The organism is Pseudorhizobium flavum (assembly GCF_044142885.1).
Classification (GTDB): Bacteria; Pseudomonadota; Alphaproteobacteria; order Rhizobiales; family Rhizobiaceae; genus Neorhizobium; species Neorhizobium flavum.
The window spans coordinates 196,481-221,328 of sequence record NZ_JBIOKZ010000006.1; the positions used below are offsets into that span (position 1 = coordinate 196,481).

Annotated in this window: 26 protein-coding genes and 1 tRNA gene; 17 read left to right on the top strand and 10 right to left on the bottom strand. The window is 62.0% G+C overall.

Translation table 11 applies throughout. The features are described from left to right. Positions 1 to 94 precede the first annotated feature (94 nt). From ACEPP2_RS13615 to pncB, 7 genes are all read left to right on the top strand, one after another. On the top strand, positions 95 to 1,939 hold the full coding sequence (locus tag ACEPP2_RS13615) for an extracellular solute-binding protein (protein ID WP_395516916.1): 1,845 nt from the start codon (positions 95 to 97) through the stop codon (positions 1,937 to 1,939). Between the two features lie 138 nt (positions 1,940 to 2,077). Next, entirely contained in the window at positions 2,078 to 3,172 is a 1,095-nt protein-coding gene (locus ACEPP2_RS13620; protein ID WP_395516917.1) for a microcin C ABC transporter permease YejB, read from the top strand. Continuing rightward, the gene (locus ACEPP2_RS13625; protein ID WP_395516918.1) at positions 3,172 to 4,314 is read left to right on the top strand and encodes an ABC transporter permease; all 1,143 of its coding nucleotides are present in this window, start codon (positions 3,172 to 3,174) and stop codon (positions 4,312 to 4,314) included. The genes ACEPP2_RS13620 and ACEPP2_RS13625 overlap by 1 nt, the downstream gene beginning before the upstream one ends. Positions 4,315 to 4,318: 4 nt before the next feature. Further along, a complete protein-coding gene (locus ACEPP2_RS13630) occupies positions 4,319 to 5,947 on the top strand; it encodes an ABC transporter ATP-binding protein (RefSeq protein WP_281977721.1) in 1,629 nt (542 codons plus the stop codon). A gap of 15 nt (positions 5,948 to 5,962) precedes the next feature. Further along, positions 5,963 to 6,916, top strand: a complete 954-nt coding sequence (locus ACEPP2_RS13635) for a 2-hydroxyacid dehydrogenase (RefSeq protein WP_281977720.1) — start codon at positions 5,963 to 5,965, stop codon at positions 6,914 to 6,916. Positions 6,917 to 6,997: 81 nt separating this feature from the next. Beyond that, positions 6,998 to 7,309 (top strand): hypothetical protein, encoded by a 312-nt coding sequence (locus ACEPP2_RS13640; RefSeq protein ID WP_395516919.1) that lies wholly within the window; start codon positions 6,998 to 7,000, stop codon positions 7,307 to 7,309. Positions 7,310 to 7,473: 164 nt separating this feature from the next. Further along, positions 7,474 to 8,778, top strand: a complete 1,305-nt coding sequence (gene pncB / locus ACEPP2_RS13645) for a nicotinate phosphoribosyltransferase (RefSeq protein ID WP_142588980.1) — start codon at positions 7,474 to 7,476, stop codon at positions 8,776 to 8,778. A 62-nt stretch (positions 8,779 to 8,840) separates the two neighbouring features. Here the strand turns inward: pncB and ACEPP2_RS13650 are convergent, their stop codons facing one another. The 3 genes from ACEPP2_RS13650 to ACEPP2_RS13660 all read right to left on the bottom strand — a co-directional run bounded on the left by ACEPP2_RS13650 (position 8,841) and on the right by ACEPP2_RS13660 (position 9,782). Further along, positions 8,841 to 9,239 carry a DUF1236 domain-containing protein gene (locus tag ACEPP2_RS13650; RefSeq protein ID WP_281977717.1) on the bottom strand — a complete coding sequence of 133 codons (399 nt, stop codon included), beginning with the start codon at positions 9,237 to 9,239 and terminating at the stop codon, positions 8,841 to 8,843. 119 nt (positions 9,240 to 9,358) lie between these two features. Then, a complete protein-coding gene (locus ACEPP2_RS13655; protein WP_395516920.1) occupies positions 9,359 to 9,520 on the bottom strand; it encodes a hypothetical protein in 162 nt (53 codons plus the stop codon). Positions 9,521 to 9,692: 172 nt separating this feature from the next. Further along, positions 9,693 to 9,782 (bottom strand) — tRNA-Ser (locus tag ACEPP2_RS13660). Positions 9,783 to 9,991: 209 nt separating this feature from the next. Between ACEPP2_RS13660 and ACEPP2_RS13665 the strand changes: the two genes are divergently transcribed. The 10 genes from ACEPP2_RS13665 to deoA all read left to right on the top strand — a co-directional run bounded on the left by ACEPP2_RS13665 (position 9,992) and on the right by deoA (position 19,321). Continuing rightward, positions 9,992 to 10,309, top strand: coding sequence for a hypothetical protein (locus ACEPP2_RS13665; RefSeq protein WP_052642414.1), 318 nt, complete (start codon positions 9,992 to 9,994; stop codon positions 10,307 to 10,309). Positions 10,310 to 10,362: 53 nt separating this feature from the next. Further along, on the top strand, positions 10,363 to 11,013 hold the full coding sequence (gene msrA / locus ACEPP2_RS13670; RefSeq protein WP_281977873.1) for a peptide-methionine (S)-S-oxide reductase MsrA: 651 nt from the start codon (positions 10,363 to 10,365) through the stop codon (positions 11,011 to 11,013). A gap of 240 nt (positions 11,014 to 11,253) precedes the next feature. After that, complete coding sequence (locus ACEPP2_RS13675; protein WP_077548553.1) at positions 11,254 to 12,246, top strand: BMP family lipoprotein; 993 nt, start codon at positions 11,254 to 11,256, stop codon at positions 12,244 to 12,246. A 45-nt stretch (positions 12,247 to 12,291) separates the two neighbouring features. Then, positions 12,292 to 13,839 carry an ABC transporter ATP-binding protein gene (locus tag ACEPP2_RS13680; RefSeq protein WP_395516921.1) on the top strand — a complete coding sequence of 516 codons (1,548 nt, stop codon included), beginning with the start codon at positions 12,292 to 12,294 and terminating at the stop codon, positions 13,837 to 13,839. A 7-nt stretch (positions 13,840 to 13,846) separates the two neighbouring features. Next, the gene (locus ACEPP2_RS13685) at positions 13,847 to 14,950 is read left to right on the top strand and encodes an ABC transporter permease (protein ID WP_052642415.1); all 1,104 of its coding nucleotides are present in this window, start codon (positions 13,847 to 13,849) and stop codon (positions 14,948 to 14,950) included. A gap of 10 nt (positions 14,951 to 14,960) precedes the next feature. Continuing rightward, the gene (locus ACEPP2_RS13690; RefSeq protein ID WP_077548555.1) at positions 14,961 to 15,932 is read left to right on the top strand and encodes an ABC transporter permease; all 972 of its coding nucleotides are present in this window, start codon (positions 14,961 to 14,963) and stop codon (positions 15,930 to 15,932) included. Positions 15,933 to 15,935: 3 nt separating this feature from the next. Further along, positions 15,936 to 16,328, top strand: a complete 393-nt coding sequence (locus tag ACEPP2_RS13695) for a cytidine deaminase (RefSeq protein ID WP_395516922.1) — start codon at positions 15,936 to 15,938, stop codon at positions 16,326 to 16,328. Continuing rightward, positions 16,325 to 17,125, top strand: coding sequence for a purine-nucleoside phosphorylase (locus ACEPP2_RS13700; RefSeq protein WP_077548557.1), 801 nt, complete (start codon positions 16,325 to 16,327; stop codon positions 17,123 to 17,125). The genes ACEPP2_RS13695 and ACEPP2_RS13700 overlap by 4 nt, the downstream gene beginning before the upstream one ends. 110 nt (positions 17,126 to 17,235) lie before the next feature. Then, positions 17,236 to 18,006 (top strand): deoxyribose-phosphate aldolase, encoded by a 771-nt coding sequence (gene deoC, locus ACEPP2_RS13705; RefSeq protein ID WP_077548558.1) that lies wholly within the window; start codon positions 17,236 to 17,238, stop codon positions 18,004 to 18,006. 4 nt (positions 18,007 to 18,010) lie between these two features. Further along, positions 18,011 to 19,321 carry a thymidine phosphorylase gene (gene deoA, locus ACEPP2_RS13710; protein WP_395516923.1) on the top strand — a complete coding sequence of 437 codons (1,311 nt, stop codon included), beginning with the start codon at positions 18,011 to 18,013 and terminating at the stop codon, positions 19,319 to 19,321. On the opposite strand, the gene ACEPP2_RS13715 is transcribed toward deoA, so the two are convergent. From ACEPP2_RS13715 to ACEPP2_RS13745, 7 genes are all read right to left on the bottom strand, one after another. Then, positions 19,322 to 19,831: a TIGR02281 family clan AA aspartic protease gene (locus ACEPP2_RS13715; protein WP_077548560.1), complete on the bottom strand. Its 510-nt coding sequence runs from the start codon at positions 19,829 to 19,831 to the stop codon at positions 19,322 to 19,324. Between the two features lie 123 nt (positions 19,832 to 19,954). Beyond that, positions 19,955 to 20,584, bottom strand: a complete 630-nt coding sequence (gene upp, locus ACEPP2_RS13720; RefSeq protein ID WP_052641355.1) for a uracil phosphoribosyltransferase — start codon at positions 20,582 to 20,584, stop codon at positions 19,955 to 19,957. Next, positions 20,584 to 21,660 carry an adenosine deaminase gene (locus ACEPP2_RS13725; RefSeq protein WP_395516924.1) on the bottom strand — a complete coding sequence of 359 codons (1,077 nt, stop codon included), beginning with the start codon at positions 21,658 to 21,660 and terminating at the stop codon, positions 20,584 to 20,586. The genes upp and ACEPP2_RS13725 overlap by 1 nt, the downstream gene beginning before the upstream one ends. Then, complete coding sequence (locus ACEPP2_RS13730; RefSeq protein ID WP_395516925.1) at positions 21,657 to 22,877, bottom strand: phosphopentomutase; 1,221 nt, start codon at positions 22,875 to 22,877, stop codon at positions 21,657 to 21,659. The genes ACEPP2_RS13725 and ACEPP2_RS13730 overlap by 4 nt, the downstream gene beginning before the upstream one ends. A 95-nt stretch (positions 22,878 to 22,972) precedes the next feature. Further along, positions 22,973 to 23,548 (bottom strand): TadE/TadG family type IV pilus assembly protein, encoded by a 576-nt coding sequence (locus ACEPP2_RS13735; protein WP_395516953.1) that lies wholly within the window; start codon positions 23,546 to 23,548, stop codon positions 22,973 to 22,975. Continuing rightward, a complete protein-coding gene (locus tag ACEPP2_RS13740) occupies positions 23,548 to 24,141 on the bottom strand; it encodes a TadE/TadG family type IV pilus assembly protein (RefSeq protein WP_142588974.1) in 594 nt (197 codons plus the stop codon). Before ACEPP2_RS13740 ends, ACEPP2_RS13735 begins: the two co-directional genes overlap by 1 nt. Positions 24,142 to 24,242: 101 nt before the next feature. Beyond that, positions 24,243 to 24,644, bottom strand: coding sequence for a pilus assembly protein N-terminal domain-containing protein (locus ACEPP2_RS13745; RefSeq protein ID WP_395516926.1), 402 nt, complete (start codon positions 24,642 to 24,644; stop codon positions 24,243 to 24,245). Between the last annotated feature and the right edge of the window lie 204 nt (positions 24,645 to 24,848).

The window sequence follows — 24,848 nt, forward strand, 5'->3', positions numbered from 1 at the left end:
CGAGCCGATAATGCGGATGTGAGCGCTCTACGTCTGTATTTTGCCGCGCTTTGCCCTATGCTCCCGGTCAACAAGAACACAAAAGGGATCCCGCATGTTGGCTCGCCGGTTCGCTACCCTGATTTTCTCGTTGGCATTCGCGTCATCAACCCTGTCCGCAGGAGCGCTCGCGCAGGAGCCGGATCGTCGTTGGCAGCATGGCATCGCCACGGTCGGCGAACTGAAGTACCCGGAGGGCTTCCCGCATTTCGACTACGTCAATGCGGAGGCGCCAAAGGGGGGAGCATTGCGCCTGGCTGTGGAGGGAAGCTATGACACGCTCAACCCGCTGCTTGCCCGCGGGGAGCCTGCGAGCGGCCTTGGACATGTCTACGAGCCCCTGCTTGTCACAGCAGATGACGAACTCAACTCGATGTACGGGTTACTGGCCGAGGCCCTCAGCTATCCCGCGGACTATTCCTCGGTCACCTTCCGCTTGCGGGCGGAGGCGAAGTGGGCCGACGGAAACACGGTCACGCCGGAGGACGTTATCTTCAGCTTCGAAACCGCAAAGAAGAACGTCCCGCAGATGGAGTTCTATTATCGCCATGTGGTCAACGCCGAGAAAACCGGCGAGCGCGAGATCACCTTCACCTTTGACGAGCCGAACAACCGGGAACTGCCCCAGATCGTCGGCCAGCTGACGATCGTGCCGAAGCACTGGTGGCAGGGCACCGGCCCGAACGGCCAGCCGCGCGATATTACCCGCACATCACTTGAGCCGCCGATCGGTTCGGGGCCTTACAAGGTGGCCTCCGTGACGCCGGGCTCGGTCGTTTCCTACGAACTGCGCGACGACTACTGGGGCAGCAAGCTCAACGTGAACATCGGCCAGAACAACTTCCGCACCATCACCTACCGCTACTATGCCGACCGCGACGTGATGTTTGAATCCTTCCGCTCGGGCAACGAGGACTACTGGTGGGAGAATACCGCCCGCCGCTGGGCGACTGCCTATGACTTCCCGGCGGTGAAGGATGGCCGCGTCAAGCTCGAGGAGCACGAGAACGAGCTTCGCACGGTCGGCGTCATGGTCGGCTTCGTCTTCAACACGCGCCGTCAGAAGTTCTCGGATCCGCGGGTGCGTGAGGCGCTCAACTACGCCTTCGATTTCGAGGAATTGCGGCGCACCATCTTCTACGACTCCTACGACCGCGTCGACAGCTTCTTCTTCCGCACTGAACTTGCTTCGTCTGGGTTGCCGGAGGGAAGGGAACTGGAAATCCTGAACGAGGTGAAGGATCTCGTCCCCGCCAAGGTCTTCACGACCCCCTACGAAAACCCAGTAAATGGTGATCCGCAAAAGCTGCGCGAGAACCTGCGCAAAGCGGTGACCCTCTTGCGCGAAGCAGGCTATGAGCTTCGCGGCAACCGCATGGTCAACGCCAAGACGGGCGAACCGCTGAGCTTCGAGATCATGCTCGGCGGGCCGACTATCGAGCCTGTCGCGCTGGCATTCTCGCGAAACCTGAAGATGATCGGCGTCGAAGCGACGGTCCGCAGCGTCGAGCAGTCGCAGTTTACCAACCGCTGGCGTTCGCGGGATTTCGACGTCATGTACAATGCCTGGAGCCAGAGCATGAACCCAGGCAACGAACAGGCCGAGTATTGGGGTTCCGACGCCGCGAAGCGCGAAGGATCGCAGAACTACAGCGGCATCAGCGATCCGGGCGTCGACGCTCTCATCCGCAAGGTGATCTTCGCCAAGGACCGCGATGAGCAGATTGCCGCCGTGCGGGCCCTCGACCGGGTTCTGCTCGCGCATCATATCATTGTGCCGAGCTACAGCTCGAAGACATCGCGCATCGCCTATTGGGACACGATCGCACACCCGGAAGAACTGCCGGAGTATTCCCTGGGCTTTCCGGCGATCTGGTGGTCCACCAGGGCCGCGAACTAGCCCTCCGCCGGGCACTGTGGCATCACTAGTCGTGCGAATCACCAAACATGCGGCCCTGGCCGTGAAGGAAGGACGATATCGGTTGACGCTGACCATGCCGAGCGCTCGTGCTCCCGCCGTCTCCGGAGCTAGCTCCTGATGGGCGCCTATATTCTTCGACGCCTGCTGCTGATGATCCCGACCATGATCGGCATCATGGGCATATCCTTCCTGGTGGTGCAATTTGCGCCGGGCGGCCCTGTCGAGCAGGTGATTGCGCAGTTGACCGGTCAGGGGGACAGCGCCTCCGACAGGCTCTCCGGTGGCGGAGATCTTCTGGGCTCCCAGGGCGGCGGTTTTGAGGATAATTCGCGCTATCGCGGGGCGCAGGGACTGGATCCGGAATTCATAGCCAAGCTCGAGCAGCAGTTCGGTTTCGACAAGCCGCCGCTCACCCGCTTCCTCGATATGATGTGGGACTATATCCGTTTCGATTTCGGCGAGAGCTTCTTCCGCAACGCTTCGGTGATGGACCTGATCATCGACAAGCTGCCGGTCTCCATCTCGCTCGGCTTCTGGATCCTCATCATCTCCTATCTGATCTCCATCCCGCTTGGTATCCGAAAGGCTGTCAGGGACGGGTCCGCCTTCGACATCTGGACCTCAGGGATCATCATCGTCGGCTACGCAGTCCCGAGCTTCCTTTTCGGCATCCTGCTGATCGTCCTGTTTGCCGGAGGCTCCTTCTTCGACTGGTTCCCGCTGCGCGGGCTGGTGTCGGAGAATTTCGCGCAGCTTTCGTGGTGGGAGAAGATCATCGACTACTTCTGGCACCTGACGCTGCCGCTGATCGCCCTTTCACTGTCGGCCTTCGCGACGACGACGCTGCTGACCAAGAACTCCTTCCTGGACGAGATACGCAAGCAATATGTGGTCACCGCGCGGGCGAAAGGATTGCCCGAGCGGCGCGTGCTCTACGGACACGTCTTCCGCAACGCCATGCTGATCGTCATCGCCGGCTTTCCCGGGGCCTTCATCTCCGCCTTCTTCACCGGCTCGCTCTTGATCGAGAACATCTTCTCCCTCGATGGCCTGGGCCGCCTCGGCTACCTCGCCATCGTCAACCGTGATTATCCGATAGTCTTCGGCACGCTCTACATCTTCTCGCTCATGGGCCTCGTCGTCAGCCTTGTCTCCGACCTGATCTACACCTGGATCGACCCGCGCATCGATTTCGAGCGGAGGGATGTGTGATGGAGGCGCCCGCGACCATGCCGGCCGCAACGTCGCGCCCGCGACGCGATTGGCTGTCACCGACCAATCGCCGCCGTCTGCAGAACTTCAAGGCGAACGGGCGCGGCTACTGGTCCTTCTGGATCTTCATGGTCATCTTCACTCTCAGCCTGTTTGCGGAGTTCATCGCGAATGACCGGCCGATTGTAGCGTCCTATAAGGGCGAGATACTGTTTCCGGTGCTGGTGGACTATCCGGAAGAGAAGTTCGGTGGCTTCCTCGCCACCACCGACTACCGGTCCTCCTTCATTGCCGACGAGATCGAGGCGAATGGCTGGATGATCTGGCCGCCGATCCGCTATTCCTACCAGACGGTCAACTCCAACATCCCGCATTCTGCTCCCACGGCACCCTTCTGGTTGATGGAAGAGGAGCAGCGTTGCGCGGGCTATCCGCTCGGAGCGGAGGACCCGGCCTGCATCCTCGGCAATCTCAACTGGCTCGGCACGGACGATCAGGCGCGGGACGTCACCGCCCGCATCATCTATGGCTTCCGCGTCTCGGTTCTCTTCGGCCTGGCTCTGACCATCGCCTCCGCCGTGATCGGCGTGACGGCCGGGGCCATACAGGGCTATTTCGGCGGATGGACAGACCTCCTGTTCCAGCGCTTCATCGAGATCTGGTCGTCGATGCCGGTGCTCTACATATTGTTGATCATCGCCGCGATCCTGCCTCCCGGCTTCTTCGTCCTGCTCGGGATCATGCTGCTCTTCTCCTGGGTTGGCTTTGTCGGCATTGTCCGCGCCGAATTCCTGAGGGCGCGAAACTTCGAATACGTGAACGCGGCGCGCGCACTCGGTGTCGGCAACTGGACCATTATGTTCCGCCACCTGCTTCCCAACGCCATGGTCGCGACGCTGACCTTCCTGCCCTTCATTCTCTCGGGTTCGATCGCAACCCTGACGTCGCTGGACTTCCTCGGCTTTGGCATGCCACCCGGCTCGCCCTCCCTCGGGGAGATGATCGCCCAGGGCAAGAACAACCTGCAGGCACCATGGCTGGGGCTGACCGCCTTCTTCACCATGTCGATCATGCTGTCCCTGCTGATCTTCATCGGCGAGGCGATCCGCGACGCCTTCGATCCGCGCAAGACCTTCCGGTGAACCGATGACCGAACCTCTTCTCTCCGTTCGCGAGCTGTCGGTTGCCTTTCACCAGGGGAAGGAGACGTCGCGCGCCGTGGACGGTGTCTCCTTCGACATCATGCCGGGCGAGGTTGTCGCTCTGGTCGGTGAATCGGGCTCCGGCAAGTCGGTCACGGCCAATTCGATCCTGCGCCTCTTGCCCTATCCGGCCGCCAGCCATCCCTCCGGAGAAATTATCTTTGGCGGGCATGACCTGTTGAAGGCCTCTGATCAGATGTTGAGGCAGGTGCGCGGCAACGACATCACGATGATCTTCCAGGAGCCGATGACGTCGCTCAATCCGCTTCACACGATCGAGAAGCAGATCGGCGAGATCCTCGATCTCCACCAGGGCATAACCGGCCAGGCGGCGCGGGCGCGCATCCTGGAACTGTTGAACCAGGTCGGCATCCGTGAGCCTGAGAAGCGGCTGCAGGCTTATCCGCACCAGCTTTCCGGCGGCCAGCGGCAGCGCGTGATGATCGCCATGGCGCTCGCCAACCGCCCGAAGCTCCTGGTAGCCGATGAACCGACAACGGCGCTCGACGTCACCGTTCAGGCGCAGATCCTCGAACTCCTGAGCCGGCTGAAGGGCGAGCACGGCATGTCCATGCTCTTCATTACCCATGATCTCGGCATCGTCCGCAAGTTCGCGGACCGCGTCTGTGTGATGACCGGGGGGAGGATCGTCGAAACCGGCAATGTCGAGGACGTGTTCACACACCCGCAGCACGAGTACACGCGCCACCTCTTGGCGTCCGAACCCCGGGGCGAACCGCCGGTGGCGGATCCCACCAAGCCGATCGTGATGGAAGGGCAGGATGTTCGTGTCTGGTTCCCGATCAAGGCGGGCCTGATGCGGCGGGTCGTGGATCACGTCAAGGCGGTCGACGGCGTCAGCCTGTCGCTGCGGGCCGGCGAAACACTGGGCGTGGTGGGCGAATCCGGATCCGGCAAGACGACGCTCGGCCTCGCGCTGGCGCGCCTGATCTCGTCGGAGGGCAGGATCGCTTTCATAGGCAATGACATCGGCAACTACTCGTTCAAGCAGATGCGCCCGCTGCGTGATCGCCTCCAGGTCGTCTTCCAGGATCCCTACGGATCGCTCAGCCCGCGCATGTCCGTGGGGGAAATCATCGCGGAGGGGCTGAAGGTCCATGAGCCGTCGCTCTCCCCGGACGAGCGCGACGAACGGGTACGATGGGCCCTGACCGAGGTCGGGCTCGATCCCGACACCCGCTGGCGCTACCCCCACGAGTTCTCCGGCGGGCAGCGGCAGCGCATCGCCATTGCTCGAGCCATGGTGCTGAAGCCACGTTTCGTGATGCTGGACGAGCCGACTTCAGCGCTCGACATGACGGTGCAGGCGCAGGTGGTCGACCTTCTGCGCGACCTGCAGAAGAAGCACGAACTCGCCTACCTCTTCATCAGCCACGACCTGAAGGTTGTGAAGGCGCTCGCCAACCATGTCATCGTCATGCGCGGTGGCAAGGTCGTCGAGGAAGGGCCGTCGGAGCAAGTCTTCCAGGCGCCGCAGCAGGACTATACGAAGGCGCTGATGGCCGCGGCTTTCGATCTCAGGGCGGTCGACACGGCTGCCATCAGCCAGTAGCGCGACGAGGATTCCATGTCATCTTCCAAACCGGCCGTCGTCATTGATCTGAAGTTTGAGCGTCGGGAAATCGACGCCGCCCTCAGCCACGCCTTGCCGGGGCGCAAGGTAATGCTGGCGGCCGACAAGGATCAGGATCTGTCGTCGGCGCGATATGCAGTCGTGTGGAAGCCCGATCGCGACCTATTGCTCCGGGCGCCCAATCTCCAGGTGCTGTTCTCCGGCGGCGCCGGCGTTGATCACATCCTCACCATACCCGATCTGCCTCCGCTCCCCATTGTCCGCTTTGTCGACGAGAGCCTCACCACCCGCATGAGCGAGTGGGTGGTGCTGCAATGCCTCAGCCATCTGCGCCAGGCTCCGGCCTATAGGAGGCAGCAACGCGAGCATTTGTGGCGCGAACTGCCGCAGCCGGAGGCGAAGGATGTCACGGTCGGCATCATGGGCCTCGGTGTGCTGGGGCGGGATTCGGCGGCAAAGCTGAAGATGATGGGCTTCAATGTGATCGGCTGGTCGAGAAGGGCGAAGGACATCGAAGACATCGACACCTTCGATAATTCCGGGCTCGACGATTTCCTGTCGAGAACGGATATCCTGGTCGGGCTTCTTCCCCTGACGCCGGATACCCGCGCACTCTTCAACGCAGGCCTGTTTCGCAAGCTTCGGCGGGGTGGCCCCCTTGGCGGTCCGGTGTTCATCAACGCCGGGCGGGGCGGAAGCCAGGTGGAGCGAGACCTGCTGGAAGCCCTCAGCAACGGGACGCTATGCGGCGCCTCGCTGGACGTCTTCGAGGTCGAGCCGCTACCGGCGGATAGTCCATTCTGGAGCCTGGAGAACATCATCATCACGCCGCACGCCGCCTCTGCGACGGATGTGCGGGCACTGCTGCGTCACGTCGAGCAACAGATCGATCGTTATGAGACGAACCAGCCTATGCAGCACGTCGTCGACCGCACAGTCGGTTATTGACCCGACGGAACTTCGCTGGGCGCAGATCGTTCCCCTGCCAAGAGATCGGCCGAGCTCGGCCGCGCAGAGGAGCGACATAAGATGAACACCCGTTTTGATCCCAATGATCCCAGTACCGGCAGCCGACATCCTGGTACCACCGAAAAGCCGTTGAGCGGCACCGAGGCGCGGCAGGGGCGCGCGGGTTTTCCGGTCCTGAAGGTCCTGATCGCCGGCATCGTTCTCGTCATGATCGCCTGGGGCGTTGCCGAGATCTGGGGCCAGTCGACCGAGCCACCTGCAGAACAGACGGCGACGCCGCCTGCCGGAGACACGGCGCCCGCCACGCAAGAGGCGCAGCCGTCTGCGGATCCGGCGGCTGCTCCGCCGGCCGCCAACGCACCGGCCAACTGACGCCAATTCCATTCTGGTACCTTCGGCCGCGACCCGCCGCGGCCGAATTGGCGTGTGGACTTGCCGGTCATTTTTCCCTAAGTCTTGCGACCCGGAGGCGGTTCGCGGACTGGCCTTCGTTCCGATGAGTCGAGCCGGCCCTCTTGGGCCAAGGCAGGACAGGCATGACGAAGACCGATATCGCCACCCGGGTTTACAACCACACCTGGAAGCTCGACCCGATCATTCGCAGCCTGATCGATACCGATTTCTACAAGCTCTTGATGCTGCAGATGATCTGGAAGCTCTATCCGGACGTCGACGCGACCTTCTCCCTTATCAACCGGACGAAGACGGTACGCCTGGCGGAGGAGATCGACGAGGGGGAACTGCGTGAGCAGCTGGACCACGCGCGCAGCCTCCACCTGTCGAAGAAGGAGATGATCTGGCTTGCCGGTAACACCTTCTATGGACGCAAGCAGATCTTCGAGCCGGAGTTCCTGAACTGGCTCGCGACCTTCCAGCTGCCGGAATACGAACTCTCCAAGCGCGACGGCCAGTATGAGCTGAACTTCCACGGCCGCTGGATGGAAACCACGATGTGGGAGATCCCGGCGCTCGCCATCATCAACGAGTTGCGCTCTCGCGCAGCCATGCGGCACATGGGCCCCTTTGCTCTCGACGTGCTATATGCGCGGGCCAAGGCCAAGATGTGGGAGAAGGTCGAGCGTCTGCGGGCGCTCCCGGGGCTGCGGATATCCGATTTCGGGACGCGCCGGCGTCATAGTTTCCTTTGGCAGCGCTGGTGCGTGGAGGCCCTGAAGGAAGGGATCGGTGCCGGCTTCACCGGCACCAGCAACGTGCTTCTCGCGATGGACTCTGACCTGGAAGCGGTGGGAACCAATGCGCACGAACTCCCCATGGTGATGGCTGCCCTGGCGGATTCGGACGAGGAACTGCGGGCTGCGCCCTACAAGGTCCTGAAGGACTGGAACCGGCTCTATGGTGGCAACCTGCTCATCGTCCTGCCAGACGCCTTCGGAACCGCGGCCTTCCTGCGGGATGCGCCGGAATGGGTTGCGGACTGGACCGGGTTTCGACCCGACAGCGCACCGCCCATCGAGGGCGGAGAGAAGATCATCGACTGGTGGCAGCGCATGGGACGAGATCCGAGAAGCAAGCTTCTGATTTTTTCGGATGGACTGGATGTCGATGCGATCATCGACACCTACCGCCATTTCGAGGGTCGGGTTCGGATGAGCTTCGGCTGGGGTACCAACCTCACCAATGACTTTGCCGGCTGCGCGCCTCAATATGTGGAGAGCCTGAAGCCGATCTCGCTTGTCTGCAAGGTGAGCGAGGCGAACGGCCGTCCCGCCGTCAAGCTGTCCGACAACCCGCGCAAGGCGACCGGTGATCCGGCGGAGGTGGAGCGTTATCTTCGCTTCTTCGGTGCCCAGGATCGCGTCGATCAGGTCGTGCTGGTCTGACAAGATCTAAAAAAGAACCCCGCCGGTGAGCGGGGCTCTAGATCAATATTCTGATCCAGAACTTACTGGATGACCTGGACCACCGTGCGGGTCTGCGGATCGACGATCACGCGCTGCTCGTTGACCACGGCATAGGCATAGGTCTCATGCTCGGGCACCGGCGTCAGGACGACAGTCTCCGGCAGGGGCTTGCCGACCACGACTTCCTCTTCAACAACGACGCGCGCTGAAGGAGCCGGCTGCGTTTCGACGTAGCGGATGACTTCCTGCGGCGGCGGGTCGATCGCAGTGCCCAGGGCTGCACCGGCAATACCGCCGACGGCAGCACCGACAGGTCCGCCGATGATGGCGCCGGTTACGGCCCCACCGGCTGCACCGCTTGCGGTTCCTTCCTGGGCGGAGGCGCCGGTTGCAAACATGGCTGCGAGAATAGCGCTAGAAGCAATGAGGATCTTTTTCATGTCTTTCTCCTTTCGTTGCCCTTCCGCGCAGAAGAACCCCCAGGGAGGAAGCTTGTTCCGGTTTTTCTTATAACCGTTCTTAAACTGACGTCATTTTTCGCGAGGCCTTGGCTCGGCCGTCAGTGCAAAGTCTCGCCGCTGATTTCATCCTGCAATATCGCAAGCGCCTCCTCCAGCGCCTCGACGAGAACATCCGTCAACGTGTCGAGGTCGTTGTCTTCTAGGAAGAGGCTGAGCATTTGTTCGGAAATGGCGCCCAAAAGGTCGAGATCGTGAGACATGTTCATTGCCCTCTTTGGAACCCGTTCATCGGGCCACCAAAGCTATGCCCGCCCTTCCTTGCGCGGGCCTAGTCACGCCGCGCCATTCCTGGCCCGACATAGCCGGCCTTGACCCAAGAGCCACGAAAATGGGCCTGATGCCTGAACTAGAGCAAATGATCTCGTTGGGGAGTGGCGGACAGAGAGGGATTCGAACCCTCGATACGGTTTCCCGTATACACGCGTTCCAGGCGTGCGCCTTCAACCACTCGGCCACCTGTCCTTGGAGTAAGGGCTGCCTGCACAGACGCGAAGCAGCGGTCGGGCGCGATATATAACGAGGATTTCGCGTCGATCAACCGGAATTTACGTGGCTGCGCCAGAAGGCGCTCTGAGCGGTGCCTGTTGCGCCGTAAGTCGGCCCGCGTTATCGCTTGGCGAAACACTTTGTCCTCGCCCTTCCCGTTCGCGACTTCAGGAAAACAGCCGTTGATACGCAGCTTCTTCCGCCTTCTCAGCCTGTTGGCGCTCGTCGCGGCGATATTCGCAGGGACGCTCGATTCCATTCAGTCGGTGGCTTCCTCATCCGTAGTGGTGACGTCGCTTGGAAATCACTGGCAGAACCTCGACGTTGTCAGCCTCGCTATGGCGGAGGCCGCCTTCGCACACTATATCCATGCCGATGCCTGGCGGTGGGCCATCGCGCCGGTTCTCTCGCAGCCCGCCTTTGCCGTTTTCCTCGTGCTTGCCTTGCTGTTCTGGATGATCGGCTACCGGCGCCCGCGATTTGCCGGCCGCTTCTCAGCCTGATCGAACATCCGGTTCCCGCAGGCAGGCATTTCCTCTTACGCCAGGAGGCGATGATGTTCGTGATCGACATGTTCAACAAGAAGACTGCCATGCCGACGCCGGAGACGGCGCTCCCGGGCCGAGAGCAGCCCATTCCGACCTCCGACAACCACTTCGTCAATGGGCATTCACTCCATGAACCCTATCCCGACGGAATGGAGATTGCCTATTTCGGCATGGGATGCTTCTGGGGTGCGGAGCGCCTCTTCTGGAAGATCCCCGGCGTACATGTGACGGCCGTCGGTTATGCTGGAGGGATCACGCCCCACCCCACCTATCAGGAGACGACGACGGGGCTCACCGGCCACGCGGAGATCGTCAAGGTGGTCTTTGACCCCGCGGTTGTATCCTATCGAGTCTTGCTGAAGACGTTCTTCGAGGAACATGATCCTACCCAGGGCATGCGGCAGGGCAATGATATCGGTACTACCTATCGTTCTGCCGTCTACACGACGAACGAGGCGCAGGCGGCCGAAGCGAGGGAGGCAATGGCGGCTTTCCAGGCAGCGCTCGACTCGGCGGGAAAGAAGGGGCGCATCACCACGGAGATCGCGCCGCTCGACATCTTCTACTACGCAGAGGATTACCATCAGCAGTATCTGGCCAAGAACCCCGGCGGTTATTGCGGCCTGCGCGGCACCGGCGTGAGCTGCCCGGTCGGGTAGTCACCTCTGGCCTTCAGGACATCTTCAGGATGCCGCGCCCGTTTCGTGCGCGGCATTTTTTGTGTCATCGGGTGCCGGCACCAGAATTTTACCAGATGAAAAAAATCGGGTGAATTTTTCCACCACCCATGCAAAAGTGCTTAAAGCCAGTCTGTTGCGGGGAAGACCGGTTGCCGCAGCTTGCCATCGAACGGCATGCGGGAGGACCCAGCTAACAACATTCTGAAACAGGGCTGAACGATGAAGAAAACCCTTTTGACCCTCATGGCCGTTGCAGCAATGTCGGCGACCGCGCTGGCAGCGGAAATCAAGCCGGCGCTCGTCTACGGCACCGGCGGCAAGTTCGACAAATCCTTCAACGAGGCAGCCTTCGGTGGCGCCGAACAGTTCAAGAAGGAGACGGGGGTCGAGTATCGGGATTTCGAGCCTACGAGCGACACGCAGGGCGAGCAGGCGATCCGCAACTTTGCGAGCCGCGGCTTCAACCCGGTCGTGGCCGTCTCCTTCGCCTGGACCTCGGCCATGGAAAAGGTCGCAGCCGAGTTCCCGGACACCAAGTTCGTGATCGTGGATTCCGTCGTTGACCTGCCGAACGTCCGTTCAGTCGTCTACAAGGAAGAGGAGGGCTCCTACCTCGTCGGCCTCCTGGCCGGCATGGCTTCGCAGACCGGCAAGGTCGGCTTCGTCGGCGGCATGGATATTCCGCTGATCCGCAAGTTCGGCTGCGGCTATGTCCAGGGCGTCAAGGCGGCAAAGGCTGACGCGACGGTCTTCCAGAACATGGTCGGCACCACGGGTGCAGCCTGGAACGACCCGGTCCGCGCCGGCGAGCTTACCAAGAACCAGATCGACCAGGGCGCAGACGTCGTCTACGCGGCAGCCGGCGCCAGCGGCCTCGGAGTCCTTCAGACCGCAGCCGACAATGGCAAGCTCGGCATCGGCGTCGACTCCAACCAGAACCACCTGCATCCCGGCAAGGTGCTGACCTCCATGGTCAAGCGCGTCGACCTCGCCGTCTACAACGCCTTCAAGGACACACAGGACGACAAGTTCACCGCGGGCGTTGAGGCACTAGGCGTCAAGGAAGACGGCGTCACCTACGCCGTCGATGAGAACAACAAGGCGCTGATCACGCCGGAAATGTCCGAGGCGGTCGAGAAGGCCAAGGCCGACATCATTGCGGGAACCGTCAAGGTTCACGACTACATGTCCGACAATTCCTGCCCGAAGTAATCGAACCAAGGGCGCCTGCAGCAGTGCTGCAGGCGCCCTTGCCATATGCGCGATTTGAAAGGCGGACGCTTGAGCCTAGACCCTTCAGCCGTACCGGCGATCGAACTTGTGGGCATCGACAAGAGCTTCGGTCCCGTTCACGCCAACAAGAACATCAATCTCAACATCGCCAAGGGGACAATCCACGGCATTATCGGCGAGAATGGCGCCGGCAAGTCGACATTGATGTCGATTCTCTATGGATTCTATCAGGCAGACCAAGGCGAAATCCGCATTTCGGGAAAGCCGATACTGATCCGGGACAGCCAGGCTGCTATTGCCGCAGGCATCGGCATGGTTCACCAGCACTTCATGCTCGTCGAGAATTTCACCGTCCTGGAGAACGTGATGCTCGGTGTCGAAGGCGGCCAGTTCCTCGGACGGTCCGCCGACAAGGCGAGAGCCGAACTTGAGCGCCTGGAGAAGGAGTATGGGCTGGAAGTCGATCCGGATGGGATCATCGAAGAACTTCCCGTTGGGGCGCAACAGCGCGTCGAGATTCTCAAGGCGCTCTATCGTGGTGCGGATATCCTCATCCTCGACGAACCCACTGGTGTGCTGACGCCCGCAGAGGCCGACCACCTGTTCAACGTCCTGCGTGTTCTGCGGGAGCAGGGAAAGACGATCATCCTGATCACCCACAAGCTGCGTGAGATCATGGCCATCACCGACTCGGTCTCCGTCATGCGCCGCGGCGAAATGGTCGCGACCCGCAAGACGGCGGAGACGACTGTGGAGGAGCTCGCCGAGCTCATGGTGGGCCGCCATGTCCTCCTGCATGTGGAAAAGGGTGAGGCGAGGCCAGGGCCGGTCCTGCTGTCGGTCCGCAACTTGACGGTCAAGGATGCCCGCGGCGTGACCATGGTGGACAATGTTTCATTCGATGTCCGGGCTGGGGAAATCGTCGGGATTGCCGGAGTGGCCGGCAACGGCCAGTCGGAACTGCTGGAGGCGATCGCCGGGATACGCAAACCTTCTTCAGGCGAGATCATCATGGATGGCCAGCCGGTTGCCGGACTGGATGCGGCTCGGCGCCGCGATCTCGGCCTCGCCCACATCCCGGAAGACCGGCATCACATGGGGCTCGTCCTGAAATTCGAAGAATACGAAAACGCCATTCTCGGCTATCACCGTGACCCGAAATACGGCCGCGGTGCCTTCCTCGATCTCAACGCGATCCGCAAGGATGCCGAAGACAAGATTGCAAAATACGATATCCGCCCGCCCAATGCGCGTCTGAGGACGGCGAACTTTTCCGGAGGCAACCAGCAGAAGATCGTGGTGGCTCGCGAGATCGAGCGGGACCCAAAGCTGCTTATCGTTGGCCAGCCCACACGCGGCGTCGACGTCGGTGCAATAGAATTCATCCACCGCCGGATCATCGAGACGCGCGACGCAGGCAAGGCCGTCCTTTTGGTTTCTGTCGAACTGGACGAGATCCGCTCGCTTTCGGACCGCATCCTCGTCATGTTCGCCGGCCGCATCGTTGGCGAAAAGACCGGCGAAACCGAAGAACAGACACTCGGCCTGATGATGGCCGGTATTGCGGCGTGAGGTCGACATGACGACAGCATCCGTGCCGCTTCCCAACTGGATCAGCTATGGCCTGATCCCCCTGATCAACCTGCTCCTGGCTTTCTTCTTCTCCGGGCTGGTGGTCTGGTGGATCGGCGAGAGCCCTTGGGAGGCTCTGAAGTTCCTGATCCAGGGCTCGCTCGGTCGTGGCGACGCCATCGGCTTCACCCTCTTCTATGCCACCAGCTTCATCTTTACCGGGTTGTCAGTCGCCGTCGCCTTCCATGCCGGCCTCTTCAACATCGGTTCCGAAGGTCAGGCCTATGTCGGTGGACTTGGTGCCGCGCTGGCTGCGCTTGCCCTCGACCACTACGTGCCATGGTACGTGACAATGCCCTTCGCCGTCGCAGGGGCTGCGATCTTCGGCGCCGCCTGGGCCTTCATTCCTGCCTGGCTGCAGGCCAAGCGCGGCAGCCACATCGTCATCACCACGATCATGTTCAACTTCATCGGCGCAGCGCTGATGGTCTACCTGCTGGTCAACGTGCTGATCGTGCCAGGCAAGATGGCGCCCGAAACGCGCACTTTCCTGGAGGGTGGCCAACTGCCCAAGCTCGACTGGCTGATGGCACTCTTCGGTCTGAAGCTAGGGCCGGCGCCCTTCAACGTGTCGTTCCTGATCGCGCTGGTGATGTGTTACCTCGTCTGGTTGCTGATCTGGCGTACCAAGCTCGGCTATGAGATGCGCACGCTCGGGATCAGCCCGTCGGCAGCGATCTATGCCGGGGTTCCCTACGTCCGTACCGTCATCATCGCCATGCTGATCTCCGGCGCGCTGGCCGGCATGATGGCGTTGAATGCCGTCAATGGCGCTGCAGCCCGGTTGCAGGTGGAATTTGTCGCCGGCGCGGGTTTCGTCGGGATCGCCGTCTCGCTGATGGGGCGCAGCCATCCGGTGGGGATCATCCTGGCAGCCATCCTGTTCGGCATCCTCTACCAGGGCGGCGCCGACCTGTCCTTCGAGATGCCGACCATCACGCGCGACATGATCGTCGTCATCCAGGGCCTCGTGATCCTGTTTGCCGGTGCGCTGGAGCACATGCTGCGTCCCGCGATTGTGCGTGTCTATCAACAGATAGCCAGAGCCTGAGGAGGGACGGATGGAGTTCTTTGATATTCTCGTCAGCATCCTCGGCTCCGCCTTGCGACTGTCGATCCCGCTCCTGTTCACCGCGCTTGCCGGCCTGTTTTCCGAACGTGCCGGGGTCTTCGACATCGGCCTTGAGGGGAAGATGCTGGCGGCCGCCTTTGCTTCCGCCTGTGCCGCCTATGTGACCGGATCGGCCTGGCTTGGCCTGCTGGCCGGCATTGGGGTGTCGATCGTCTTCTCCCTCGTCCACGGTTTTGCCTCGATCACCAATCGCGGCAACCAGATTGTCTCGGGCGTGGCGCTGAACTTCGTCGCCATGGGACTGACGGTGGTTCTTGGCCAGGCATGGTTCGGGCAGGGGGGACGTACCCCGCAGGTGCCGGGCGACGGACGATTTTCTCCGATCATCCTGCCCGGGGCCGATGCAGTGCGCGACGTGCCGATCATCGGCCCGCTCTATGCCAATGTCATCTCCGGCCACAACATCCTCGCCTACATGGCGTTCCTGGCGGTTCCCATTGCCTGGTGGGTCCTGTTCCGCACCCGATTCGGCCTGCGTCTCCGTGCCGTTGGCGAAAATCCCGGAGCCGTGGATACGGCTGGCATCTCGGTGACATGGATGCGGTACCGCGCCGTCATCGTGGCCGGTTTCCTCTGCGGCTTCTCGGGCACCTATCTTGCCATTGCCCAGTCGGCCGCCTTCATTAACAACATGTCGGCGGGCAAGGGCTATATCGCACTCGCCGCACTGATCTTTGCGAAGTGGAAGCCGGTGCCGGTGATGTTCGCCTGCCTGCTCTTCGGCTTCCTGGATGCAGTCGCCAATTTCATGCAGGGCAAGTCGGTCCCGGGCATCGGCGAAGTGCCCGTCCAGATATTCCAGGCACTGCCCTACATCCTCACCATTGTACTCCTTGCCGGCTTCATCGGTGTCGCCCATGCGCCGAAGGCGGGCGGTGTCCCCTATGTGAAGGAACGCTGACGCATGTCCCACGAGCTCTTCGAGGTTGCCCGGGAAGCAATGGCGAGAGCCTATGCGCCCTATTCGAAATTTCCGGTGGGGGCGGCGATCCGTGCCGATGATGGCAGTGTCTATGTGGGCGCCAACATCGAGAACATTTCCTTTCCTCAGGGCTGGTGCGCCGAGCCGACTGCGATCGGCGCGATGATCATGGGCGGCGGTAACCGTATCGAGGAGATCGCGGTGATCGCCGAGAAACTGCCGCTCTGTACCCCCTGCGGTGGCTGCCGGCAGAAGATTGCCGAGTTCGCGTCGGCGGATACACGGATTTATCTCTGCGACGATCAGGGGGTCCAGAAGACAGTGACCATGGCTGAACTCCTGCCCTACGCCTTCGAGACGGACGTGATCGGATGAGGGACGTTGCGGATCTTCTCGTCGATCGGTTGAACGGGCTGATGCCGCGTTGCGCCGTCGTGCTTGGCTCTGGCCTTGGCTCGCTGGTCGAGAACATCTCCGATCCGGTTCGCATTCCCTATCGCGACCTGCCGGGTTTTCCGGTGAGTGGTGTGACAGGTCATGCGGGCGAACTCGTCGCCGGCCATCTGGGTCGGGAGCCGGTCATCATGCTTTCGGGCCGTGCCCACTACTACGAGAAGGGCGACCCGCGCGCCATGCGCTTCCCTATCGAGGTTTTGAAGGGGCTTGGCGTCCAGTCGCTTGTCCTGACGAACTCTGCGGGTTCTCTGCGTCAGGACATGCCGCCGGGCTCGGTGATGCAGATCACCGACCACATCAACTACTCTGGCATGAATCCTCTGATCGGGGAGGAGGGCGACCGGCGGTTCGTGGGAATGACCAACGCCTATGATGCCGAAATCGCAACCGACATGCGCAACGCGGCGATACGCTGCGGCATCCCGCTGTTCACCGGCGTCTACATGTGGTTTTCCGGCCCGAGCTTTGAGACGCCGGCGGAAATCCGGATGGCGCGGACTTTGGGAGCAGATGCCGTCGGTATGTCCACCGTCCCGGAGGTGATCCTGGCACGCTTCTTCGGTCTGCGCGTTGCCGCGGCTTCGGTGATCACGAATTTCGGTGCCGGCATGACCGGAGGGGAGCTCAGTCACGAGGAGACGAAGGATATGGCGCCTGTCGGCGGCCGCCGCCTAGCCGCCATCCTTGAGGAAATGCTGGCGGACAAGGGACTGTGACACAGACCGGTGCAGGTTTTTGGTCACCCTTGCATGGGATTGCGAAAATCGGCGGGTTGCGTCCGATCGTTTGAACGCCGATGATGAAGCCTGACGAGGAGGTATCAGCCATGGAGATCAACACTCCGCGGGAAGCCGCCAGCTTCGCGCTTTCTCTGCTCGACCTCACCAACCTTCGCGATGATTGCGATGCGGCTGCGATCGAGACACTGTGCCGGCGGGCGCAAACCCCTTACGGCTCTGCGGCCGCGATCTGCATCTGGCCGCGATTCGTGGCGCAGGCGAGGGCGCTCCTCGGGCAGGGGCATCCGGTCCGTATCGCGACAGTGGTGAATTTCCCGTCGGGCGACCTTCCGGTAATCGATGTGGTGGAGGAGACGCGGCAGGCGATCGCCGATGGTGCCGATGAGATCGACCTCGTCATTCCCTACCGACGCCTTCTTGATGGCGACGAAGCCGCCGTCACCGACATGGTCGAGGCAGTACGCATTGCCTGCCCACAGGCCTGCCTCAAGGTCATCCTGGAGACCGGCGAACTCAAGGACAGCGTCCTGATAGGCCGGGCATCCGAACTGGCGATCGCGGCCGGTGCCGATTTCATCAAGACCTCCACGGGCAAGGTGTCCGTCAACGCCACGCTCGAGGCTGCGGACATTATGCTGCGCACCATCCGAGCGTCCCGGAAGCGCGTCGGCTTTAAGCCCGCAGGGGGTATCGCCACGGTCTCCGACGCAGACCTCTATCTGCGGCTTGCCGAAACCATCATGGGGCCGAATTGGGTCATGCCGTCGACGTTCCGGTTTGGTGCGTCCGGTCTTCTCGACGACATTCTGGCGGTGCTGAGTGGCGCCGCCTCGCCGCGCGCAGCCACGGGCTACTGACGGCATGATTCCCCAGGAGATCATCCGCCGGAAGCGCGACGGGCAGGAGCTTGCGGCTGAGGAGATCTCGGCCTTCATCGAAGGGCTGACCCGCGACGATATCAGCGAAGGGCAAGCTGCTGCCTTCGCCATGGCTGTCTTCTTTCGGGGCATGTCCCGCGACGAAACGGTCGCGCTCACTCTTGCCATGCGCGATTCCGGCGAGGTCATGGATTGGCCGGGTGTGGGCCGGCCCGTATCCGACAAGCATTCTACCGGTGGTGTCGGAGACAACGTCTCCCTGATGCTTGCCCCCATCGTCGCGGCCTGCGGGCTCGCAGTGCCGATGATCTCCGGCAGGGGGCTCGGCCATACTGGCGGGACGCTGGACAAGCTCCAGTCGATCCCGGGCTACAATGTCATGCCGGATCCCGTGCTGCTCCGCCGGGTCGTTTCCGATGTGGGCTGTGCCATCATTGGCCAGACGGGGGATCTCGCGCCGGCGGATCGGCGCCTTTACGCCATCCGCGACGTGACCGCGACGGTGGAGTCCGTGCCTCTCATCACTGCCTCCATCCTTTCGAAGAAGCTCGCTGCCGGGCTCCAGACACTCGTACTGGACGTGAAGGTTGGCAATGGCGCCTTCATGGAAGCCCCAGAGGATGCCGCCAGGCTCGCCCGCTCCCTTGTCGATGTCGCCAACGGAGCCGGGACCCGTACGAGCGCGCTTCTGACCGACATGAACCAGCCGCTCGCCGATGCTGCTGGCAACGCGGTCGAAGTCAGGAATGCCATCGATTTCCTGATGGGGCGGAAGAACGGCAGCCGGCTGGATGAGGTGGTCGTCGCGCTTGCGGCCGAGATGCTCCAGCAGGCGCAAGCCCGCCGCAGCGCAGAGGAGGCCCGGGCCGCAGCCATTGCCGCACTCGACAGTGGCAAGGCCCTGGAGATCTTCGCCCGCATGGTCCACGCCCTTGGCGGACCTTCCGACTTCACAGAGAAGCCGGACCAATATTTGCCAAAGGCACCGGTTGTCATGCCCGTGCCGGCCCCGCACGGCGGCTGGCTTGCTGCCTGCGCAACGCGTGACGTGGGTCTCGCTGTCGTCGAGCTCGGCGGAGGCCGCAAACGTCCTCAGGATAGCATCGATCACGGGGTCGGCGTCGACCGGATACAGCCACTCGGGACAAAGGTGTCGGAGGGTGATCCGATTGCCTTCGTGCATGCAAACACCGAAGCACAAGCACAAGGTGCTGTGGCCGCGCTCACGCGTTCGTTCCGCATTGCCGATGCTGCGCCGGAGCCTACTCCGGTCGTGCTTGAACGGATCGCCTGATCACTGCGACAGTCTCAGCGTCCCGCGCTCTACCCTGAAGGACGTCAGCTTTTTCAGGAAGCTCATGCCGACCAGTGCCGAGGAAAGCGCCGTGTCGCGCAGCACGAACGCATCTACCTGCCGCACCCGTACGCCCTGGAGCTCAACCTCATCCAGCACGACATGCGCAGCCTCGGTCTTGCCATTGGCCGTGCTGACCTGGTGCTTGAACTGCAGCCGGCTGCCGGCGATGCCGATCCGTCGCGCTGTGCTTTCGTTCAGGGCGACCAAGGAGGCGCCGGTGTCGATCATGCCCTCGACGGGCCGCCCATTGATGCGGAAGACGGCGTTGAAGTGTCCCCGGTCGTCGGCAGAAATCGCCGCAAGCCGCGCAGGCGACGGCGGCGCCGAGGGCGCAGTGGCCTGCGTCGTCTCCACCGGCTCTGAGATGTCCGTCAGCCCGAGCAGTGACGGCACCTGCGACATGAGAACGGCGCCGACCGCGAACAGGAAGATGTTGCGTCCGATCATGCTGGCCCCCGCCACGTTCTCAACTCGGCACGACTTTACATCATTGCCGATGAAGAATGTGCTGAACGCGATGCCGCCGGGGCCTGAAACTCGTCTCGTCGTAAAGAGCCGGTTAAGGTGCCGCTATTTCGTTCCGTACATCCGATCCCCGGCGTCGCCGAGACCGGGGACGATGTAGCCGTTCTCGTTGAGGTGGCTGTCGATGGATGCCGTGTAGACAGGCACGTCCGGGTGATGCTTTCGGAAGCTCTCGATGCCTTCCGGTGCTGCCAGCAGGCAGAGGAAGCGGATGTTGTGCGCCCCGCGCTCCTTCAGCTTGTCGATCGCAGCGATCGCCGAATTGCCGGTCGCCAGCATCGGATCGACCACGATGATCAGCCGTTCCGCGATGTCATCGGGCGCCTTGAAGAAGTACTCCACCGCCTGCAGCGTCTCGTGGTCGCGGTAGACCCCGATGTGTGAGACGCGGGCGGAGGGAACCAGTTCCAGCATGCCCTCGAGAAGACCGTTTCCGGCGCGCAGGATCGATGCGAAGACGAGTTTCTTGCCTTCGAGGACCGGCGATTGCATCTCCTGAAGTGGCGTCTCGATGGTTTCCATCGTCAGTTCGAGATCGCGGGTGACCTCGTAGCAGAGCAAGGTGGAGATTTCGCGCAGCAGACGCCGGAATCCCGCCGTCGATGTCTCCTTCTTGCGCATGATCGTCAGCTTGTGCTGCACCAGCGGATGATCGATGACCGTGACGCCGTCCATCAGAACTGCCTTCCCCTGTTGTTGATGTTTCTCTTCTTTATTGGTTGGCGGAAAACCGCAAGTCCCTGGGCCTGGTTTGCCCGTGGTTGAGCCGCCAAAGTGTCGTCAGGCAACCGCTCAAGCAGCCGCTGGCGTGTTGCCTCGTCGACGAAGGCCGCCTCGATCGCAGTGCGGGTCATGGCATTGATCTCGGCATCCGAAAAACCCATTACGCTGGAAGCGATCTCATATTCCCGCTCAAGCGACGTGTGGAAGAAGGGCGGATCGTCCGAGTTGAGACACACCCGGACCCCCTCCTTGTGGAGCCGGCGTAGCGGGTGGTGGTGGAAGTCAGGGTAGACGTTGAGGGCAACGTTTGAGCCGGGGCAGACCTCCAGAACCGTGCCGAGATCGCGGAGACGCGCAACGAGTTCCGGATCCTCCACGGCGCGCACCCCGTGGCCAAGACGCGAGGGGCGCACGAGGTCGAGTGCATCGATGACGCTGAACGGGCCACAGACCTCGCCTGCATGGATCGTCAATCCAAGACCTGCGTCCCGGGCGATGTCGAAGGCACGGGCATAGTCGGCGACGCGGCCCATGCGCTCCTCGCCTGCCATGTTGAAACCGGTCACCAGCGGGTTTTGGCTGCGCGCGGCATATTCGGCAGCGGCGATGACGCTATCCGGGCCAAAGTGACGCTCGCCGGTCACGATGATGCGGGCCTCGATACCCGTCTTCTCACCCGCCCGGCGTATACCTTCGCAGATGCCGGAGAGATAGGCGTCGGCGCCAAGTCCGATCCGGTCGCCATGGTCGGGGGAAACGATGATCTCGCTGTAGATCGTGTTCGCCCTGGCCAGTTCCGTGAGGTAGCTCTCCGTCAGCAGCGCATAATCCGCGTCCGTGCGGAAAAGAGCCGCGACGCGGTCATAGCAGAAGAGAAACTCCGAGAAGTCGTTCCAGACATAGGCGCCATCGCGGAGGAAGCCGGTTGTGTCGACGCCGTATTTATCCGCCTGCTTCGCGGCAAGAACCGGCGGTGCTGCCCCTTCGATATGGCAGTGGATCTCGGCCTTCAGGAGATGTCGGGTCAAAGGAAACTCCATCCATGCGAGCCGGCGGGGATGCCGAGGTGCGCCGCCACCGACTCGCCAATATCCGCATAGGTCGGCCGGATACCGATGTCGCGAGAGCGGATTCCGGGACCGAAGGCCATGACCGGCACCCGCTCACGCGTATGTTCGGTGCCACGCCATGTGGGATCGCAGCCGTGGTCAGCGGTGAGGATCACCAGATCCCCCGCCTTGAGCCGTCGATGAATTTCCGGCAGCGCACGGTCGAAGCTCTCGAGCGCTGCTGCATAGCCCGGTACATCGCGCCGGTGTCCATACAACTGGTCGAAGTCGACGAAGTTGGTGAAGACCAAGTCTCCGCTCTCGGCGACCTCCATGGCCTCAAGGGTGGCGGCCATCAATGCGGCATTGCCGTTGGCCTTCACGACGCGGGATACGCCCTGGTGGGCGAAGATATCGCCGATCTTGCCGATCGCATGGACCTTGCGCCCCGCTTCGGTAAGACGTTCCAGCAGGGTCGGCTCGGGTGGCGGGACTGAAAAGTCGCGCCGGTTCCCTGTCCTTTCGAAGTCTGCCGGCCTCTCCCCGATGAAGGGACGGGCGATCACCCTGCCGATATTGAGCGGATCCACGAGACGGCGCACCGTCTTGCAGAGATCGAGCAGCCGCTCCAGACCGAAATGGGTCTCATGGGCGGCGATCTGCAGCACGGAATCGCTGGACGTGTAGCAGATGGGTTTGCCGGAACGGATATGCTCCTCGCCGAGGCGCGCGATGATCTCGGTCCCGGACGCATGGCGGTTGCCGAGGATACCGGGCACGCCCCCCTCGCTGCAGATCGCCTCCACCAGTTCCGGCGGGAAGGCCTCCCCCTCGGAAGGGAAATAGCCCCAGTCGAACATCACAGGCGTGCCGGAAATCTCCCAATGGCCCGATGGCGTATCCTTGCCCCGCGAAACTTCATCCGCGGCACCATGCAGGCCGAAGATCCGTTCGGGAAGCGGCATGCCTGCCGGATAGTCGCCGCTCGCCAGCCTCCCTATCTCCAGGAGGCCGAGTGAGGACATGTTAGGCAGCTTCAGCGGCCCCTTCCGCAAGCCTGCACGGTCGGCGGCGCCGGCGGCACAGAATTCCGCGATGTGGCCGAGTGTGTTGGAGCCCAAATCACCATAGGCTGCGGCATCGTGAGCGCCACCGACGCCGAAGGAATCCAGAACGAAGAGAAAGGCACGCGCCATCAGTCACCCGGGAAAAGGATCGCGCTGCCGAAGTCAGTCGCGCATCGGGTTACATATAGTTTAGCGCCTGCTTTGGCAAAGGGCGTGATGGAGCATCAACAGTCGGCGCAAGTGATCTCCTTGCCGCTCCGAGAGCGGAAGTAGTAGTCGCGCCGGATGGTAATGTCGCGTACTTCGCTCGGCAACAGCCCCGGCATGAACATCAGCAGCCGGTGAGGAATCGACAGTTCCGCATGGACGATGAAGGAGTCTGGCACCTTCATCTGGGCAGGAATGTTGATGACGCTTCCCGTGCCGTAAGGCTTGCCCCCCGCTTCATTCCACGACCAGGCGACCGTCGAACTGGAAGAGCCAACCTTGATCCCGGTGATATCGAGGGAGATGTCTGATGCCCCGTATGGCACGAAAATACTCTGGGCGACATTCATCATCTCTGCGAGCGAGCTCTTGGAAACGCTCGGCTGCTGGGTCACGAGATCGGCGATCGCTCCGGAGGCACGGGCAACCCTCTTCGAGACGCTCAGGCCGATCGTCAGTTCGAAGACGGTGATGTAGATCATCAGGAGCAGCGGCGCGATCAGCGCGAACTCGACGGCGCCCACGCCTCGGCGATCACGCCAGAAACATGAAATGGCCTTCCTCACGATGCCGCTCGGCCCTGCCCATCCCATCACTCGTAGTCCTCGTTCTGGAAGGAGGCAGTGGCAACGATCAGGAATTCCTTGGGAAGCGATCCGTCAGCCGGTCTCAGGCCGGAAATATAGGGACGCACGAGATCGGTAACGACACTCCACCGGTAATAGGCGCGCAGCATGTTGATGCTGGCTGGGCCGCCGGGGGCGAACGTGTCTGTGGCATCCAGATCGCCGTTCTTGCGCGGAATATCGTCGGGAATCTCGGCGAACTTGGAGAAGCTGCGCATGTCGAGGATCAGCTTGCTGCTGTCCTCTCCGCTGCATGTGATGAGGATGGATACCTCGTCGCAGAACTTGCCGCGAAAATCGGCCTTGGTGGTATTCGCGGCCGTAATCTGACCCGTCCGTATCTGGCGGGAGAGCGTATCGACCGCGTTGGAAACCAGTTGCTCACCGGTGAACGCGACAAAGGTCTCGATGATGGCAAAGACGATCAGGAAATAGGGGATTGCGAGCATGGCGAATTCGATCGCGGCAGCGCCGTCGCGCGAGCGGACGAAGCGCGCGCTCAAGCGCTGGCTACGGGCGCAGGATACGTCATCCGGGGCATTGTGTTTGTTCCGGCACATGATTGATCGACCCGCTGTCACGCAGGTGATGTTAGGGGTCGATTATTGACAAAGCGTTTCGGACGCCGCTGCATTTGCAGTCAAACGGCAACACGGAATGGCTACGGCGTGCCCTGCGGGAATTCCGCATGCTCTTCACACGTCGGCGTGCAAGAGAGGATCTTGCGGTCCGATGGGCGGAATACGCGAACCGTGTTCCCCTCATCGATCGACACGAGCACACGCTCGTCGGCGATGGCATTGCCGTCGCTGTCCAGTAGGACGAGGTTGGTGGTGCCGAAGCTGCGGCCCGTGACAACGATGGTCGTCGGGTCGGCCACGGTGGCGTCGGCGACCTTGGCATTGCCGACGATGACCTTGCTGACCGGTCGGTCGAGCCGCAGGACCCGGGCATGGTTCATGAAGACGCGAAGAATGTCCTCCTCCTGAGCCGATGCTGGCCATGCGCCGCCCGCAAGCGCGAGCAGGGCGAGGCCGAGACGAAGGGCGTGCGTGCAGAACATTTCCTGGCCTTTGGATGGATGATGCCTCGGCGATAATGCGGGATAGTGGTGAATGAAGCCTTAAGGAGAGAAACGGGAGCAGGAAGCCGCAGCGCCATGTTCATCACCGGCATTTCCCGGAGTGCCGCCCGGCTCGGCGGCGATCCTCTTGTTTTCTATCGGAATCCCAGGGGGTCTTTGAGAAGGGATGAGCGCTGCGGTATT

What these genes read in the sequence shown, in the direction of transcription:
- ACEPP2_RS13615 (WP_395516916.1), top strand. Translation starts at nt 95, where the DNA reads ATGTTGGCTCGCCGGTTCGCTACCCTGATTTTCTCGTTGGCATTCGCG.
- ACEPP2_RS13620 (WP_395516917.1), top strand. Translation starts at nt 2,078, where the DNA reads ATGGGCGCCTATATTCTTCGACGCCTGCTGCTGATGATCCCGACCATG.
- ACEPP2_RS13625 (WP_395516918.1), top strand. Translation starts at nt 3,172, where the DNA reads ATGGAGGCGCCCGCGACCATGCCGGCCGCAACGTCGCGCCCGCGACGC.
- ACEPP2_RS13630 (WP_281977721.1), top strand. Translation starts at nt 4,319, where the DNA reads ATGACCGAACCTCTTCTCTCCGTTCGCGAGCTGTCGGTTGCCTTTCAC.
- ACEPP2_RS13635 (WP_281977720.1), top strand. Translation starts at nt 5,963, where the DNA reads ATGTCATCTTCCAAACCGGCCGTCGTCATTGATCTGAAGTTTGAGCGT.
- ACEPP2_RS13640 (WP_395516919.1), top strand. Translation starts at nt 6,998, where the DNA reads ATGAACACCCGTTTTGATCCCAATGATCCCAGTACCGGCAGCCGACAT.
- pncB (WP_142588980.1), top strand. Translation starts at nt 7,474, where the DNA reads ATGACGAAGACCGATATCGCCACCCGGGTTTACAACCACACCTGGAAG.
- ACEPP2_RS13650 (WP_281977717.1), bottom strand. Translation starts at nt 9,239, where the DNA reads ATGAAAAAGATCCTCATTGCTTCTAGCGCTATTCTCGCAGCCATGTTT.
- ACEPP2_RS13655 (WP_395516920.1), bottom strand. Translation starts at nt 9,520, where the DNA reads ATGTCTCACGATCTCGACCTTTTGGGCGCCATTTCCGAACAAATGCTC.
- msrA (WP_281977873.1), top strand. Translation starts at nt 10,363, where the DNA reads ATGTTCGTGATCGACATGTTCAACAAGAAGACTGCCATGCCGACGCCG.
- ACEPP2_RS13675 (WP_077548553.1), top strand. Translation starts at nt 11,254, where the DNA reads ATGAAGAAAACCCTTTTGACCCTCATGGCCGTTGCAGCAATGTCGGCG.
- ACEPP2_RS13680 (WP_395516921.1), top strand. Translation starts at nt 12,292, where the DNA reads ATGCGCGATTTGAAAGGCGGACGCTTGAGCCTAGACCCTTCAGCCGTA.
- ACEPP2_RS13685 (WP_052642415.1), top strand. Translation starts at nt 13,847, where the DNA reads ATGACGACAGCATCCGTGCCGCTTCCCAACTGGATCAGCTATGGCCTG.
- ACEPP2_RS13690 (WP_077548555.1), top strand. Translation starts at nt 14,961, where the DNA reads ATGGAGTTCTTTGATATTCTCGTCAGCATCCTCGGCTCCGCCTTGCGA.
- ACEPP2_RS13695 (WP_395516922.1), top strand. Translation starts at nt 15,936, where the DNA reads ATGTCCCACGAGCTCTTCGAGGTTGCCCGGGAAGCAATGGCGAGAGCC.
- ACEPP2_RS13700 (WP_077548557.1), top strand. Translation starts at nt 16,325, where the DNA reads ATGAGGGACGTTGCGGATCTTCTCGTCGATCGGTTGAACGGGCTGATG.
- deoC (WP_077548558.1), top strand. Translation starts at nt 17,236, where the DNA reads ATGGAGATCAACACTCCGCGGGAAGCCGCCAGCTTCGCGCTTTCTCTG.
- deoA (WP_395516923.1), top strand. Translation starts at nt 18,011, where the DNA reads ATGATTCCCCAGGAGATCATCCGCCGGAAGCGCGACGGGCAGGAGCTT.
- ACEPP2_RS13715 (WP_077548560.1), bottom strand. Translation starts at nt 19,831, where the DNA reads ATGATCGGACGCAACATCTTCCTGTTCGCGGTCGGCGCCGTTCTCATG.
- upp (WP_052641355.1), bottom strand. Translation starts at nt 20,584, where the DNA reads ATGGACGGCGTCACGGTCATCGATCATCCGCTGGTGCAGCACAAGCTG.
- ACEPP2_RS13730 (WP_395516925.1), bottom strand. Translation starts at nt 22,877, where the DNA reads ATGGCGCGTGCCTTTCTCTTCGTTCTGGATTCCTTCGGCGTCGGTGGC.
- ACEPP2_RS13735 (WP_395516953.1), bottom strand. Translation starts at nt 23,548, where the DNA reads ATGGGATGGGCAGGGCCGAGCGGCATCGTGAGGAAGGCCATTTCATGT.
- ACEPP2_RS13740 (WP_142588974.1), bottom strand. Translation starts at nt 24,141, where the DNA reads ATGTGCCGGAACAAACACAATGCCCCGGATGACGTATCCTGCGCCCGT.
- ACEPP2_RS13745 (WP_395516926.1), bottom strand. Translation starts at nt 24,644, where the DNA reads ATGTTCTGCACGCACGCCCTTCGTCTCGGCCTCGCCCTGCTCGCGCTT.